This is a genomic window from Mesorhizobium sp. M0998 (assembly GCF_040318885.1).
Taxonomy (GTDB): Bacteria; Pseudomonadota; Alphaproteobacteria; order Rhizobiales; family Rhizobiaceae; genus Mesorhizobium.
Window position 1 is genome coordinate 190448 of sequence record NZ_JAMYND010000001.1, and the last position, 14788, is coordinate 205235.

Annotated in this window: 14 protein-coding genes; 4 read left to right on the forward strand and 10 right to left on the reverse strand. The window is 64.0% G+C overall.

Annotated elements, in window-relative coordinates:
* The 10 genes from doeB to ehuR form a co-directional block, all read right to left on the reverse strand.
* On the reverse strand, window positions 1-1002 hold the full coding sequence (gene doeB, locus NKH59_RS01060; protein WP_023677207.1) for a N(2)-acetyl-L-2,4-diaminobutanoate deacetylase DoeB: 1002 nt from the start codon (window positions 1000-1002) through the stop codon (window positions 1-3).
* 5 nt (window positions 1003-1007) lie between these two features.
* Window positions 1008-2186 carry an ectoine hydrolase DoeA gene (gene doeA / locus NKH59_RS01065; protein WP_353020601.1) on the reverse strand — a complete coding sequence of 393 codons (1179 nt, stop codon included), beginning with the start codon at window positions 2184-2186 and terminating at the stop codon, window positions 1008-1010.
* A 38-nt stretch (window positions 2187-2224) separates the two neighbouring features.
* Window positions 2225-3217 carry a cyclodeaminase gene (locus NKH59_RS01070; RefSeq protein WP_352817294.1) on the reverse strand — a complete coding sequence of 331 codons (993 nt, stop codon included), beginning with the start codon at window positions 3215-3217 and terminating at the stop codon, window positions 2225-2227.
* Window positions 3214-4206, reverse strand: a complete 993-nt coding sequence (eutB, locus tag NKH59_RS01075) for a hydroxyectoine utilization dehydratase EutB (protein ID WP_353020605.1) — start codon at window positions 4204-4206, stop codon at window positions 3214-3216. The genes NKH59_RS01070 and eutB overlap by 4 nt, the downstream gene beginning before the upstream one ends.
* Before the next feature lie 10 nt (window positions 4207-4216).
* Window positions 4217-4990, reverse strand: coding sequence for an ectoine utilization protein EutA (eutA, locus tag NKH59_RS01080; RefSeq protein WP_353020607.1), 774 nt, complete (start codon window positions 4988-4990; stop codon window positions 4217-4219).
* On the reverse strand, window positions 4987-5646 hold the full coding sequence (gene ehuD, locus NKH59_RS01085) for an ectoine/hydroxyectoine ABC transporter permease subunit EhuD (RefSeq protein WP_352467665.1): 660 nt from the start codon (window positions 5644-5646) through the stop codon (window positions 4987-4989). The genes eutA and ehuD overlap by 4 nt, the downstream gene beginning before the upstream one ends.
* Window positions 5647-5662: 16 nt before the next feature.
* On the reverse strand, window positions 5663-6322 hold the full coding sequence (ehuC, locus tag NKH59_RS01090; protein ID WP_353020609.1) for an ectoine/hydroxyectoine ABC transporter permease subunit EhuC: 660 nt from the start codon (window positions 6320-6322) through the stop codon (window positions 5663-5665).
* A 426-nt stretch (window positions 6323-6748) separates the two neighbouring features.
* On the reverse strand, window positions 6749-7600 hold the full coding sequence (ehuB, locus tag NKH59_RS01095; RefSeq protein ID WP_023677200.1) for an ectoine/hydroxyectoine ABC transporter substrate-binding protein EhuB: 852 nt from the start codon (window positions 7598-7600) through the stop codon (window positions 6749-6751).
* Between the two features lie 65 nt (window positions 7601-7665).
* Entirely contained in the window at window positions 7666-8451 is a 786-nt protein-coding gene (ehuA, locus tag NKH59_RS01100; protein WP_352501337.1) for an ectoine/hydroxyectoine ABC transporter ATP-binding protein EhuA, read from the reverse strand.
* A gap of 122 nt (window positions 8452-8573) precedes the next feature.
* Window positions 8574-9959 (reverse strand): MocR-like ectoine utilization transcription factor EhuR, encoded by a 1386-nt coding sequence (gene ehuR / locus NKH59_RS01105; protein ID WP_353020611.1) that lies wholly within the window; start codon window positions 9957-9959, stop codon window positions 8574-8576.
* A gap of 82 nt (window positions 9960-10041) precedes the next feature.
* On the opposite strand from ehuR, the gene NKH59_RS01110 reads away from it, so the two are divergent.
* The 4 genes from NKH59_RS01110 to NKH59_RS01125 all read left to right on the forward strand — a co-directional run bounded on the left by NKH59_RS01110 (window position 10042) and on the right by NKH59_RS01125 (window position 14726).
* Window positions 10042-10533, forward strand: a complete 492-nt coding sequence (locus tag NKH59_RS01110; protein WP_352769476.1) for an Lrp/AsnC family transcriptional regulator — start codon at window positions 10042-10044, stop codon at window positions 10531-10533.
* Between the two features lie 126 nt (window positions 10534-10659).
* Complete coding sequence (locus NKH59_RS01115; protein WP_353020613.1) at window positions 10660-12153, forward strand: NAD-dependent succinate-semialdehyde dehydrogenase; 1494 nt, start codon at window positions 10660-10662, stop codon at window positions 12151-12153.
* Window positions 12154-12188: 35 nt separating this feature from the next.
* Window positions 12189-13568, forward strand: coding sequence for an aspartate aminotransferase family protein (locus tag NKH59_RS01120; RefSeq protein WP_353020615.1), 1380 nt, complete (start codon window positions 12189-12191; stop codon window positions 13566-13568).
* A gap of 9 nt (window positions 13569-13577) precedes the next feature.
* Window positions 13578-14726, forward strand: coding sequence for an alcohol dehydrogenase family protein (locus tag NKH59_RS01125; RefSeq protein WP_353020617.1), 1149 nt, complete (start codon window positions 13578-13580; stop codon window positions 14724-14726).
* Window positions 14727-14788 lie beyond the last annotated feature (62 nt).

The following is a 14788-nucleotide window of genomic DNA, read 5'->3' on the forward strand; positions in this document are numbered from 1 at the left end:
TCAATCGACCAGCACGGCGACCACGGCAGCGCAGTCGCCGGCCTTGACCAGCCCCGGAAAATGCCGCGCCGCCAACAGACCGGACATTTTGGCCCGGATCTCCTGCGGAGCGCCGCCGGTGCGGCCTATGGAATGGATACGTGCCAGCACCTGGTTCTCTGCCACCGGCTCGCCGAGATCGATCATCGTTTCGATCATCCCGTCGTCCTCGGCGAACGAGAAGCAATCGCCGGACGGCATGTCGAGCCAGCGGGTCGGCTGCATCTCGACCGCGCCGGCGACGATGCCGGCATGGCGCAGCACATTGAGCACGCCGCGACGTGCGATCCGCACCGTTTCCGCGCGCGAAGTCCCGCCGCCGCCAAGCTCTGTGGTGATGAACAGCTTGCCCATCTCTTCGGCGGCAGTGTCGAACATGCCGACCGCGTCGATCTCCAGCATTTTCATCGACCATGGTGCGGAGAAGGCTTCAACCGCGGCGAAACCCTTCGCTTCCAGCACCTTGTCGGGCCGGATGTGGGCGGCGCAGAACGGCACGAAGTCGAGCGTCTTGCCGCCGGAGTGGAAGTCGAGCGCGATGTCTGTACGGGGCAGAAGCTCGCGCTGGAAATAATCGGCGATCTTCTCGGTCACCGTGCCGTCGGGCCGGCCGGGAAAGCTGCGGTTGAGATTGCCCTTGTCGATCGGCGAGGTGCGTGTGCCGGCGCGGAACGCCGGATAGTTCATTGCTGGCACGATGATGATCGTGCCGCTGACTTGCTTCGGGTCGAGCGTACGGGCGAGGTCATAGAGCGCCAGCGGGCCCTCGTACTCGTCGCCATGATTGCCGCCGGTGAGCAATGCGCTCGGCCCCTTGCCGTTGCGGATGACGCAGATCGGGATCATCACCGATCCCCAGGCGGAATCGTCGCGGCTGTAAGGCAGGCGCAGGAAACCGTGTTGCACGCCGTCGCGCTCGAAATCGACGGTCGGCGTGATCGGTGACGGGCGAAGGCTGGACATCGGGCTCAATTCTTCACCACCAGTTTGCGCGGCACATTCGCCAGGCACTCGACGCCCGTCTCGGTGATCAGGATGGATTCGGTGATTTCCAGCCCCATCGTCTCAAGCCACAAGCCGGTCATGAAATGGAAGGTCATACCGGGCTTCAACTCGGTGCGGTCGCCTGGACGCAGGCTCATCGTGCGCTCGCCCCAGTCAGGCGGATAGGAAAGCCCGATCGGGTACCCGGTGCGGTTGTCCTTGACGATGCCGTACCGCTTCAGCACCGCGAAGAAGGCGTTGGCGATGTCCTCGCATGTGTTGCCGGGCTTGGCGGCGGCAAGTCCCGCCTCCATGCCTTCCAGCGTCGCCTTTTCGGCATCGAGGAATTCCTGCGTCGGTTTACCAAGGAACACTGTCCGCGACAGCGGGCAGTGATAGCGGTTATAGCAGCCGGCGATCTCGAAGAAGGTGCCCTCGCCCGATTTCATCGGCCGGTCGTCCCAGGTCAGATGCGGCGCCGATGCGTCGGCGCCCGACGGCAGCAGCGGCACGATCGCCGGATAGTCGCCGCCGCTGCCGTCGACGCCGCGCGTGCCGGCATCGTAGATCTCGGCGACCAGGTCGCATTTGCGCATGCCGACCTCGATCTTGTCGACGATGCGCTGGTGCATCGCTTCCACGATGCGGGCGGCCTTGCGCATGTAGTCGATTTCGGTCGGGCTCTTCACCGCGCGCTGCCAGTTGACGAGTGCCGTGGCGTCGACGAAGCGGGCATAGGGTAAGTGCTTCTGCAGCGCTGCGAAGGCAGCGGCCGAGAACCAGTAATTGTCCATCTCGACGCCGATGCTGAGCTTGCCCCAGCCGCGATCGGCGAACACGCTGGACAGAAAATCCATCGGATGGCGCTCGGTCGACTGCACATAGTGGTCGGCATAGCCGATGATGTTGTCGTGCGCGAGATAGGCGGTGCGCTTGGCGCCGTTGGCGTCCTGGCCGCGCCCGTACCACACCGGCTCGCCCGACGGCGGCACGATGACAGCCTGATGCACATAGAACGACCAGCCGTCATAGCCGGTCAGCCAAGCCATGTTGGACGGATCGCTGACGACGAGCAGATCGATGCCCTTGGCTTCCATGGCCTTCCGCGTCTTGGCGAGGCGCTCCGCATATTCGCCGTGCGAGAATTTCAAGTTGGGCTGCATTGTTCTTGGTCCTCGTTTGTTGGGCCTTGCGGCCAGCATCAGCTTTCGAAAATCGTACCGGTCTTGGCCGCACGCGCACGGTCGCGGGCGAGCGTGGCGATCGCCGTGTCCTGCACGCCGGTGCCGGTCAGGTCGGCGATGGTGATGTCGCTGTCCGAGCGTCGGCCGTGCCTTTCGCCGGCGATGATGTGGCCAAGCTCGGTGATTTCGGCATCGGACGCCATCACGCCCGCCGCGATAGCATGGTGCAGTTCGCCCAATCGGCGCGTCTGTTTGGCGCTATCGGCGACGTAGAGATCGGCCATGCGCAGGATCGCCGGCGCGATCTCGTTCTTGTGCTCGGCATCCGAGCCCATGGCAGTGATATGCTGGCCGGCGGAGACGAAGCCGGCCTTGATCAGCGGCTCGGTCGACGGCGTCGTGGTGACGATGATGTCGGCATCGGCCGCAGCCTTTGCCGCGTCGGGCTCGGCGTGAACGGCGATGCCCAGTCTTTCGGACAATGCGTCGGCCGCGGCTTCGGCCTTGGCGGCATCCCTTGCCCAGATGCGGGCTTTGGTGATCGGCCGCACCAGCATCAGCGCCTCGAGCTGCAGTCCGGCCTGAACACCGGCGCCGAAGATCGCGGCAACGGAGGAACCCGGCCGCGACAGATGCTTGGCGGCAACCGCGCCGGCCGCCGCCGTGCGGATGTCGGTGAGATAGCCATTGTCGAGCAGCAGCGCCTCGACCAGACCGGTTTTCGCCGACAGCAGCACCATCATGCCGTTGACGCTGGGCAGGCCGAGCTTCGGATTGTCGAAGAAGCCGGGGCTGATCTTGATGGCAAAACCGTCGATGCCCGGCACATAGGCGGTCTTGACGTCGACCTCGCCGCGATGCTCGGGAATGTCGAGCCTGAGGATTGGCGGCATCGCCACCTGCAAGGTGGCGAGCGCGCGAAACGCGTTCTCGACGCAGGCAACGGCATCGAGATCAAGCTTCACGATCTTGCGCAATTCAGCTTCGGTGAGGATCGTCATCCGGCTCATGCCGCGCTCTCCGCAATTGCTTCGCCGCAGATGATCTTGCGGTGCAGTGTCATATCGATGTTGCGGCCGGACAGCACGAGCACCGTCGGGCCATTCGCTTTGACCTTGCCGGCAAGCACGGCCGCGATGCCGACCGCGCCGGCGCCTTCGACGATCTCGCGCTCCTGCTCATAGGCATGGCGGATGCCGGCGGCGATCTCGTCCTCGCTGAGCAGGATCACATTGTCGAGCAGGTCGCGGCACATCGAGAAGGTCAGCCGGTTGTCGAGGCCGATGCCGCCGCCGAGTGAATCCGCCAGCGTCGGCAGTTCTTCGACCAAAACCGGATGTCCGGCGTCGAGGCTCGCCTTCATCGCCGCACCGCGCGCCATTGAAACGCCCACCACCTTCGTCGCCGGGCTGACGCCCTTGACGGCAGCGGCAACGCCAGCCGCCAGCCCACCGCCGGAAAGCGGCACCAGCACAAGGGCGGCATCAGGAACCTGTTCGATGATCTCCAGCCCGAGCGTGCCTTGCCCGGCGACAATGGCAGGATGGTCGAAAGGCGGCAGCATGATCAGCCCCTCTTCCGCGACCAGCCGTTCGACCTCCCGCTGCGCATCGTCCTGGCTGTTGCCGACGATGCGGATCCCGGCGCCGAGCCGGCGGATCTCGTCGAGCTTGTTCTGCGGCACCAGCCGCGACATGCAGATCGTCGCGTGGATGCCTTGCAATTGAGCAGCATAGGCAAGTGCCCGGCCGTGGTTGCCGGTCGAGGCCGCGACGACGCCGCGCGCCTTCTCCTCTTCTGTCAGCGAAGCGATTGCGTTCGAGGCACCACGCAGCTTGAAGGCGCCGGTGGTCTGCCGGTGTTCGAGCTTGAGATAAACAGGAGCGTCCAAGTGCTGGGAAAGACTCCGGGAAGGAACGGTCGGCGTACGCTCGACCTTGCCTGCGATGCGCTCGCGCGCGGCGTGGATTTCGGACAGGCTTATCCTGGACGTGGTCATGGCTCATCAATCAGTTCAGCGGCAGCGTCATCAGACGGCCGAATTCAGGGCGCGGCTCGTCGTCGTCGCAAAGCCGCAGGCAATTCCAGGCCGTCGCCTGGTTGCTGGTGACGACAGGACGGCCGATGGCTTCTTCCATGCCGACAACTGCCGCCGCGGACCGCAGTGCCGTGCAGGAGACAAACAGCGCGTCCGAGTGTTCGGCCGTCGCCTCGCGAGCCAGATCGACCAAGGATTTCGGCGCAATCCGCGCCATCTCGCGATCATCCTCGAAGCCGAGGCAAGTGAAGCTGACGATTTCGAAACCATGCTCGGTGAAATAGGCCGCCATCGGCCGGCTGGTCTCGACCGTATAGGGAGTGAGGATGCTGATCGTCCTGGCGCCCAGCGCCTTCAGGCCGCGCACCCCGGCCATCGGCGGCGTAACCACCGGCGCGCCGGGTTTGGCGGCCTGCACCGCCGCCTCGATCTCGGCATCGCCGATCACGACGGAGGCCGAGGTGCAGGAATAGCAGATCGCGTCGAGCGGCTCGTCGGGCAGGATCAGGGCCGCGGCCGCCGTCAGTGACGGCTGCATCTTGCGCAAATTGTCCGGCGTCGTCGGGTTGGCGTAGGGAATGCGCGCGACATAGACCCCGATGCGGTCGCTTGCCACCATGCGGTGAAAATCCGGTTCGCTCGTGTGGTCGGTGGCAAGGATGATCAGGCCGACCCGCTTTTCCAGCGGACGCGCGTCGAGCGGCGGCCGGGCCGAATGCAGGCGGATTTCGGGTGCAGCAATCATCGTTCGATCCGCCCATAACGGTGTTCCAGCCAGCGCAGCAGCACCACCGAGAACAGGCTGATGGCGAGGAAGAAGGCGCCGACCAAGGTGATCGGTTCGATATACCGGTAATAGGTATTGGCGACGCTCTTGGCCTGGTTCATCAGTTCCAGCACGGTGATCGCCGACAGCAGCGGCGTCTCTTTGAACATGGCGATGAAATAATTGGCAAGCGCCGGGATCATCGGCGGAATTGCCTGCGGAATGATGATGTGCGTCCAGGTCTGGGTGGCGTTTAGATTGCAGGCCTTGGCCGCTTCCCACTGGCCGCGCGGAACATTATCGATGCCGGCGCGGTAGACCTCGGCCGTGTAAGTGCCGTAATGCAGCCCGAGACCGATGACGCCCGCGACCAGCGGCGGCAACAGGACGCCGAAATCCGGCAGCACGTAGAAGATGAAATAGAGCTGCACCAACAGCGGTGTGCCACGGATGAACTCGGCAAGGAAACCGACGGTGCGCGACAGAGCCCTGTTCGGCGACCGGCGCGCCAACGCGATGCCCAGCCCGACGATCGCCGCCAGTACCGAGCCGAGCAGCGTCGCCAGGATGGTGATCTTCACCCCCTCGATCAGCGTCGGCAGGATCTGCCGGACAAAATCCCAATCCCATTCCATTATCAGGTCCGATCCATCATACGCGCACCCCGTCGAGGCCACGCGCCATGCGGCGTTCCAGCGACCGCACGCCCCAGGAGATGAGCAGCGCCAGGACGAAATAGATGACGAGGATGGTGCTGAACGGCACCAGAGTATTGCCGGTCTGCGAGCGCACCACCTGCGCCTGGAAGGTCAGGTCGGCGAGCGAGATTAGCGAAACGACGGCGGTGGCCTTGAGCAATTCAATGGCGTTGTTGCCGAAGGTTGGCAGCATCACCAGAAGCGCCTGCGGCAGGATGACATGGCGCATGGCTTGCCAGCGGCCGAGATTGAGCGCGGTGCACGCCTCATATTGTTCGCGGCCGATCGACTTGATGGCGCCGCGCACCACTTCCGCTGCATAGGCGCCGACATTGAGGCCCAGCGCCAGCACGCCGGCCTGCAGCGGCGTCAGCGAAATGCCGGCAAAGGGCAGCACGAAATAGGCCCAGAACAGCTGCACGAAAATCGAGGTGCCGCGGAAGAACTCGATATAGGCGGTGGCCAGCGCCCGCAGCACGAAAAACCGCGACAGCCGCCCCAGCCCGGCAAGAAAGGCCATGACCAAGGCCAGCACCGACCCCGTCAGCGTCAGCTCGATGGTGACAAGCGCTCCTTGCAATATCAGGCCGAAATAGCCGGACCATTGGGTCATTGGGTCGAAAGTTTCCGCGTTGAATGTCTAGCGACACGTTGCTTCCAGCGTCCTTCTCCCCGTTCACGGCAGGGCTATCGCATTTGGATTCTTACGAAGATGGACCCCCACCCTAACCCTCCCCACAAGGGGGAGGGAATGCTGCCGCGCGCCCTTACTTCCCCTTTTGGCGCCGAAAGGCAGGCAAATTTGCCGAGGTCAGCGCCAACGGAAGTCTCCCTCCCCCTTGTGGGGAGGGGTTAGGGGTGGGGGTACGTCGTAGAGCGAAAGCCTCGGCGTTCCATCTGCGATAGCCCTGCCGTTCACGGGGAGAAGATGCCGGCAGGCAGATGGGGGGCAGCGCGAACCAACCGGAGTATGGCGCCGCCCCTCATCCGGCCCTTCGGGCCACCTTCTCCCCGTGAACGGGGAGAAGGAAGAACGCACCTACTTCGCCGAGCAGAGCTTGTCGCGGCTCGTCGACATTGCCGCCGCCGCCGAGAAGCCGTAAGGCTCGATGATCTTGGCGAACTCGCCGGACTTCTTCAGTTTCGCCAGCTCGACATCATAGGCGTCGCGCAGCGCTTCGTCGCCCTTCTTGAAGGCCGCGCCGTCGCAATAGACCGGCGCACCGACCACCGGCGCGATGACTTCGAGGTTCGGATCATTGGCTTTCTTGACCAGGTCGTTGATCGACAGCACGGGCAGCGAATAAGCATCGATGCGGCCGTCCTGCAGCATCTTCAGGCCGCTCTGGCCGTCCGGCACGACGATGACGCGCTCGCGCGGCACACCTGCGGTGAGCGCCAGCTTCTCTTCAGTGCCGCCACCCGGCGCGCCGATCGTGGCGCTCGCGTCCTTCGCGACGTCCTCGTAGCTCTTGAAGCCCTTCGGGTTGCCCTTCTTCACCAGCATCGCCTCGGCGTCGCACAGCACCGGTTCCGAATAGGCGACCGCAGCACAACGTTCCGGCTTCATGAACAATCCGGCGGTGACGACGTCGAAACGGCCGGCCTGCAAGCCGGGGATCATGGCGCCATATTCCGAGATCGAGGCGACGATATCATTGACGCCAAGGCGTTTGAAGATTTCACGGGCAACGTCAGGCGCCGCACCCGAAACCTTGCCGTCGGCAGCGACCGCCGTATAAGGCGGCTCGTTGGCGATGGCGACGCGGGCAAAGCCTTGCGCCTTGAGCTCTTCGAGCTTGCTGTCGTCGGCCGAGCCGGCCGTCGAGGCGGCCAGCACCGCCGTCAGCGCAATACCGGCGACGCCGGCCAAAATGGCAAATTTCTTCATTGTTCCCAACTCCTTGTTTGTCTGTCTTCTTGGCTTGGTTGAGGCGTCGCCGCCTCGCATGGCAGTCAGACCCGATGTCCGGCCGCAATGATCTTCTTCAGGAAACCTTGCGTACGCTCCTGTTTGGGATGGCGGAAAATCTCGTCGGGCTTGCCCTCCTCGACTATTCTGCCGCGATCGAAGAACAGCACCCGGTCGGCGAAGTCATGGGCGAAACCCATCTCGTGGGTGACCAGCAGCATGGTCATGTCGGTCTCGGCGGCGAGCTTGCGCATGACGTTGAGCACCTCGTCGACGAGTTCCGGGTCGAGCGCCGAGGTGACCTCGTCGAACAGCATGATTTTCGGCGACAGCGCCAGCGCCCGCGCAATCGCGACGCGCTGCTTCTGGCCGCCTGAAAGCTGCGCCGGCATCGCTTTGGCCTTGTCGACCATGCCGACCATGTCGAGCAGTTCCATCGCCCGTTTTTCTGCGGCGGCCCGCGGCACGCCTTTGGTCAGCATCGGTGCCAGCGTCACATTGTCGATGACGCATTTGTGCGGAAATAGATTGAACAGTTGGAAGACCATGCCGATCTTCTGGCGCATCTTTGCCAAATGCCGTTCATCGGCCGTCAGCAGCCGGCCGTTGCGCTCCATGTGGTACAGCTGTTCGCCGTCGACTTGGATGTGGCCGCTGTCGATACGCTCTAGCGTCATCAGGATGCGCAGGATCGTCGTCTTGCCCGAACCCGATGGGCCGATCAGTGCCAGCTTCTCGCCGGGCATGACTTGCATCGAGAGGCCGTCCAGCACCTTGAAGGTGCCGAAGCTTTTCGAAATGCCGTCGATGTTGATGATGGGCGCCGACAATGAATTTCCCGTGCTGGAGAAGCTATGCCTTTAACGATGCGGATCGCGGCAAATCATGTCAATCAAGAAAATAATATCATGACAATATTTCGGATTCCGCACAATTTCGCGCCGTTCGCCGTCTAGATCGCAAGCAGGAGATGCTCGGGATCGCCGAGCAGAAGCTTGGTGACAACGCCGAGACCGGCACGCAGTTCCCCCTCCGTGGTCGAGCCAAGCGAAATCCGGACAGCTGGATGCCAAGGCATCTGCGAAATGCGAAACGACGTGCCGGGCGCGATCGCCACGCCCTGCAGGCGTGCCTGGGAAACAAAGCTTTCCTCACCGCGGTCATCGGGCAGTTGCAGCCAGACATGCAGCCCGTCGCGATGAGCGCGATAGTCCACTCCGGCAAGCACCTCGGCGGCTATGTCCAGACGCCGCCGCAAAGCCAGGCGCTGCCATCGCACGAGTTCCATCGCGGTGCCGTCGGTCACCCATTTGGTGGCGATCTCGGCCACCAACGGCGTCGCCATCCAGTTCGAGACGAGATGGCGATTGCCGACCGCGGCGACATAACGATCGGGCGCCGCGAGATAGCCGATGCGCAGGCCCGGCACCACGATCTTGGTGAAGGAGGTGACGTAGAGCGTACGTTCGGGCGCGAAGGCGGCTACCGGCGGCGGCCGGTCCTCGACCAACGGGCCGAGGACGTCGTTTTCGATAATGGCGATGTCATGCCTGCGCGCAACAGCGGCAATCTGTTCGCGCCGGCCGGCATCCATCAAGGTGGCCGTAGGGTTGATCACCGACGGCTGCACGAACACGGCGCGGATGTCCGACAGCCGGCAGGCCTCGTCCAGCGCTTCCGGGATCAGCCCATTGTCGTCGATCGGCAAACCCTCAAGGTTGAAGCCGAGATAACGCGCCAGCGGGATCAGCGTGTGGTGACCGATCGCCTCGGTGGCGACGGTCGAGCCGGGCGGCGCCACGCTCATCAGCGCCACTGTCATCCCTGCGGTGGCGCCGTTGGTCAGGCTGATGTTCTGCGGCGACGCGTCGAGGCCACAGAGGCGTAGCCACTCGACACCCACCGCGCGGTGGCGCGGGAACACCATGTTCGGCCTGAACGACAGTGCCGAGCTCGACGGCAGGTTTTCGGCGAGCCAGCCCAGCGCCTGCCTCAGCCGCTCCAGATGCATCGGTTCGCAGACCGGCTTCAGGATGGAGAGATCGATGACCTCGCCCAGCCGCTCCGGCAGATACGGCGGCTCCGGCTCGCGGCGCTGCGTCTGCACGAAGCTGCCGCGGCCGACCTCGCCGGACACCAGCCCGCGGCGGATCAGCTCCTCATAGGCGCGGCTGACCGTCTGCACGGAAAGTTGCAGATCGTCAGCCAACTGCCGGTGCGTCGGCAACCGAGCGCCATTGGCCAGGCGCCCGTCATGGATGGCGCGCGCGAACTGGTCGGCGAGCGATTGATAGGCCGGCCGCCGGATAAGAGCGGGATCTGGTCGCCAAAATGTCATGACTTATTAGAGATCGAAATCAGTGCAATTGACAATCGAAATAATGCGCCGTCATGGTGTCCGGCACCGGAAGTGGGCGATCATGGCAGCAGCGAAACTCGATCCGATCGATCTGAAAATACTCGACGCCATCCAGCGCGACGGGCGCATCACCAAGCTGGCGCTGGCCGAGAAAGTCGGCCTGTCGCCGACGCCGTGCTGGATGCGGCTGCGCAAGCTGGAAAAGGCCGGCATCGTCTCGGGCTACCATGCCAGGATCGCCATGCGCGCCATCTCGCCGGTCGCTACCGTGCTGATGGAGGTGACGCTTGCCAGCCATCGCCAGGCCGATTTCGACCGTTTCGAGCGCGTCATCCGCGACATCCCCGAGATCGTCGCCTGCTGGTCTGTCGGCGGCGGCGTCGATTACCTGCTGAAGGTGATGGCGCGCGACATCGACGCCTATCAGCGGCTGGTCGACACTCTGCTCGAGCGGGAGATCGGCATCGACCGCTATTTCACATATATCGTCACCAAGACGGTGAAGGAGGAGAGTGTGCTGCCGGTGGCGGACCTGTTGCCGACATCTTCCTGATATCGGAGAGATCGTCTGCCCGCTCGGTGCAATAGAGACAATCTCTCTACGTGCAGGCACGCAAACAGCCTCTCTGTTTGCGCGGCAGAGATAGTCTTGCGGCATCACCGAACCGGGAGCCCGATGATGTCCGCACATTTTGCCCGCTCGCAGCGCCATGAAGCACTTGACCGCCTCGCCGACCGACGGCTGCTGCGCGAACTCGCCTATGTCGCTGGCCACTGGACGGCGAGCGAGACCGCGGAGAGTTTCGAGGTGACCGATCCGGCCACCGGATCCACCGTCGCTTTCGTTGCCGCGCTCGATGCCCGGCAGACCACATTGGCGATCGATGCGGCATCGCGCGCCTTTCCTGCCTGGCGCGCATTGCTGCCGCAGGAACGGTCGAAAATCTTGCGAAAATGGTTCGATCTGATCGTCGCCGCCAAAAATGACCTGGCCATGCTGATGACGCTAGAACAAGGCAAGCCGCTGAAGGAATCGCGCGGCGAGATCGACTATGCCGCCTCGTTTGTCGAATGGTATGCCGAGGAGGCCAAACGTCTCAACGCCGAAAGCGTCACCAGCCATCTGCCAAATGCCGAGATGGTGGTGCGACGCGAACCGCTTGGTGTCGTCGGCGTCGTCACGCCGTGGAATTTTCCCGCGGCCATGCTGACCCGCAAGGCGGCGGCCGCGCTTGCCGCCGGCTGCACCATCGTCGCGCATCCTTCGTCGGAAACACCGCTGTCGGCGCTGGCGCTGGCCGAGCTTGGCGAACGCGCCGGCCTGCCGGCTGGCGTGTTCAACGTCCTCACCGGCAGGGCTTCGACCATCGTCGGGCGGATGTGCGAAGACCCGCGCGTTCGCGCCATGAGCTTCACCGGCTCGACCGAGGTCGGCAGGTTGATCGCCGCGCAGAGTGCGCCGACGATGAAGCGGCTGGTCATGGAGCTTGGCGGCCATGCGCCGTTGATCGTCTTTGCCGACGCCGATCTCGACAAGGCTGTGACCATAGCCGTCGATGCCAAATTCGCCACCTCCGGCCAGGACTGCCTCGCCGCCAACCGCATCTATGTCCAGCGCCCGATCTACGACCGTTTTTGCGCCGCCTTCACCAAGCGCATCGAGACGTTGCGGACCGGCAATGGCCTGGCTGACGACACCGACATCGGGCCGTTGATGCACGAGCGCGGCGTCAAGAAGATCGAAGAGCAGGTCGCCGATGCGCTGGCTGGTGGCGCGCGCTGCCTCACCGGCGGTGGCCGCCATGTGGCTGGGCCGCTGTTCTACCAGCCGACCCTGCTCGCCGACGTTGGAGACGACGCGCTGATCATGCGCGAGGAGACCTTCGGTCCGGTTGCGGCAGTGACGCCTTTCGACAGCGAAGAGGAAGTTGTCGCCCGCGCCAATGCGACAGAATACGGGCTCGTCGCCTATGTCGTCACTGAAAACGGCGGCCGGCAATTGCGCATGGGCCGCGCGCTCGACTATGGCATGGTCGCCATCAACCGCGTGAAGATCACCGGCGCGCCGATCCCCTTCGGCGGCGTCAAACAGTCCGGCATGGGCCGCGAGGGCTCGCGTCACGGGCTCGAAGCCTTTACCGATCTCAAATATCTCTGCCTCGACATAGCGTAAGCCGCGCCCGACACTTTCCCTTAGGAGTTAAAAAAATGCTCGACCAGTCAAACGAACTCGCCGCCTGGGATCGCGATCATTTCTTCCATCCCTCGACCCATATGGGAACGCATGCGCGGGGTGAATCACCGACCCGCGTGATCGCCGGCGGCGAAGGCGTCACCATCTGGGACAATAATGGGCGCAAGAGCATCGATGCCTTCGCCGGGCTCTACTGCGTCAATGTCGGCTATGGCCGCCAGAAGATAGCCGACGCCATCGCCGCGCAGGCCAAGAACCTCGCCTATTACCACGCCTATGTCGGGCACGGCACCGAGGCATCGATCACGCTTTCCAAGATGATCATCGACCGCGCGCCCGAGGGCATGTCGAGGGTCTATTTCGGCCTCTCCGGTTCCGATGCCAACGAAACCAACATCAAGCTGATCTGGTACTACAACAATGTGCTCGGCCGGCCCGAGAAGAAGAAGATCATCTCGCGCTGGCGCGGTTATCACGGCTCCGGGATCATGACCGGATCGCTGACCGGCCTCGACCTGTTCCACAACGCCTTCGATCTGCCGCGTGCGCCGGTCCTGCACACCGAGGCGCCCTACTATTTCCGCCGCGCCGACCGCTCGCTGAGCGAGGAGCAGTTTTCGCAACACTGTGCCGACAAGCTCGAGGAGATGATTCTCGCCGAAGGGCCGGAGACGGTCGCCGCGTTCATCGGTGAGCCTATCCTCGGCACCGGCGGCATCGTGCCGCCGCCGGCCGGCTACTGGGAGAATATCCAGGCGGTGCTGAAGAAGTACGACGTGCTTCTGGTTGCCGACGAGGTCGTCACCGGCTTTGGCCGGCTGGGCACCATGTTCGGCTCCGACCATTACGGCATCAAGCCTGACCTGATCACCATCGCCAAGGGCCTGACCTCGGCCTATGCGCCGCTCTCCGGCGTCATAGTCTCAGACAAGGTCTGGCAGGTGCTCGTCCAAGGCTCCGACAAGCTCGGCTCGCTCGGCCATGGCTGGACCTATTCGGCGCACCCGATCTGCGTCGCCGCCGGCGTCGCCAACCTGGAACTGATCGACGAGATGGACCTGGTGCGGAACGCCGGCGAGACCGGCGCCTATCTCCGCGCCGAGCTGACGAAAGCCGTCGGCGGCCACAAAAACGTCGGCGAGGTGCGCGGCGACGGAATGCTGGCGGCGATCGAGTTCGTCGCCGACCGGGACGACCGCGTATTCTTCGACGCCTCGCAAAAGATCGGACCGCAGGTCGCGACCGCGCTTGCGGCAAGCGGCGTCATCGGCCGCGCCATGCCGCAGGGCGACATTCTCGGTTTCGCGCCGCCGCTCTGCCTGACGCGGGAAGAGGCTGATATCGTCGTGTCGAAGACGGCCGACGCGGTGAAGAGCGTGTTTGCAAACATCTGAAGAGCCGACATGAATGCCATGACCAAAACCCTCCCCGCCACCATGGCCGCCGTGCAGCTGATCGGGCACGGCGGGCCGGAAAAGCTCGTCTATCGCACCGACGTGAAAGTCCCCTCGCCCGCGCCGGGTGAAGTGCTGGTCAAGGTCACTGCCTGCGGCATGAACAACACCGACGTCTGGGTGCGCCAGGGCGCTTACGGCACCGAGGAGGATGCCGCGGCGGTGTCGACCTGGCGTCGTCAGGGCAACACGCTGAGTTTCCCACGCATCCAGGGCACCGACACGGTCGGCAACATCGTTGCCGTCGGCGACGGCGTCTCGCCGGCCCGTATCGGCGAGCGGGTGATGGTCGACTTCTCCATCTACAACCGTGACGACGATTCACTCGCCGACATCGACTATATGGGCCATGGCCGCGACGGCGGCTATGCCGAATACCAGGCGGTGCCTGCAGAGAATGCCCATGTCGTCGATACCGATCTGAGCGATGTCGAGCTCGCCACTTTCTGCTGCGCCTACCTCACCGGCGAACAGATGCTGGAACGCGCAGCATTGAAGGCCGGTGAGCGCGTGCTGGTCACCGGCGCCTCGGGCGGCGTCGGCTCCGGCATCGTGCAGTTGGCGCGGGCACGCGGCGCCATTCCCTATGCGGTTGCCGGCAAGGGCAAGGAACAGGCCGTGCGTGACATCGGCGCCGAGGCGGTGATCACCCGTGGCGTGGCCGACCTGCCGGCAGCCGTGAACGAGGCGACCGGCGGGCGGCCAATCGATGTGGTCGCCGACCTGGTCGGCGGCGCCATCTTCAATGACCTCTTGCGCATCTTGAGGCCCGAAGGCCGCTACACCACGGCCGGCGCGATCGCCGGCCCGGTCGTCCAGCTCGACCTGCGCACCATGTACCTGAAACAGCTCCAACTGCATGGCTCGAGCCAGGGCACGCGGGCGGATTTCCGCCGCATAGTGCGCTACATCGAGGACAAGAAAATCCGGCCGCTGGTCGGCGGCGTCTACAAGCTGTCCGATTTCCATCGCGCCCAGGCGGATTTCATCGCCAAGGATTTCGTCGGCAAGCTGGTGGTCGTTCCGGATGCGGCCGCCAAAATAGCGCGTCGACCACAAACGCCTATGACAGGCTCGGGCCGTTCGTGGACGCGGTGAGGTCGAGCGCCACATCCAAGCAGCGTTTTCGTGATGGCTTTGTTTATCTGAATGAGCAAAAC

Coding starts and splice junctions, on each gene's coding strand:
- NKH59_RS01110 (WP_352769476.1), top strand. CDS start 10,042: ATGGCAGCAGCGAAACTCGATCCGATCGATCTGAAAATACTCGACGCC.
- NKH59_RS01120 (WP_353020615.1), top strand. CDS start 12,189: ATGCTCGACCAGTCAAACGAACTCGCCGCCTGGGATCGCGATCATTTC.
- doeA (WP_353020601.1), bottom strand. CDS start 2,186: ATGCAGCCCAACTTGAAATTCTCGCACGGCGAATATGCGGAGCGCCTC.
- NKH59_RS01115 (WP_353020613.1), top strand. CDS start 10,660: ATGTCCGCACATTTTGCCCGCTCGCAGCGCCATGAAGCACTTGACCGC.
- ehuC (WP_353020609.1), bottom strand. CDS start 6,322: ATGACCCAATGGTCCGGCTATTTCGGCCTGATATTGCAAGGAGCGCTT.
- ehuR (WP_353020611.1), bottom strand. CDS start 9,959: ATGACATTTTGGCGACCAGATCCCGCTCTTATCCGGCGGCCGGCCTAT.
- eutA (WP_353020607.1), bottom strand. CDS start 4,990: ATGATTGCTGCACCCGAAATCCGCCTGCATTCGGCCCGGCCGCCGCTC.
- NKH59_RS01070 (WP_352817294.1), bottom strand. CDS start 3,217: ATGAGCCGGATGACGATCCTCACCGAAGCTGAATTGCGCAAGATCGTG.
- doeB (WP_023677207.1), bottom strand. CDS start 1,002: ATGTCCAGCCTTCGCCCGTCACCGATCACGCCGACCGTCGATTTCGAG.
- ehuD (WP_352467665.1), bottom strand. CDS start 5,646: ATGGAATGGGATTGGGATTTTGTCCGGCAGATCCTGCCGACGCTGATC.
- eutB (WP_353020605.1), bottom strand. CDS start 4,206: ATGACCACGTCCAGGATAAGCCTGTCCGAAATCCACGCCGCGCGCGAG.
- ehuB (WP_023677200.1), bottom strand. CDS start 7,600: ATGAAGAAATTTGCCATTTTGGCCGGCGTCGCCGGTATTGCGCTGACG.
- NKH59_RS01125 (WP_353020617.1), top strand. CDS start 13,578: ATGAATGCCATGACCAAAACCCTCCCCGCCACCATGGCCGCCGTGCAG.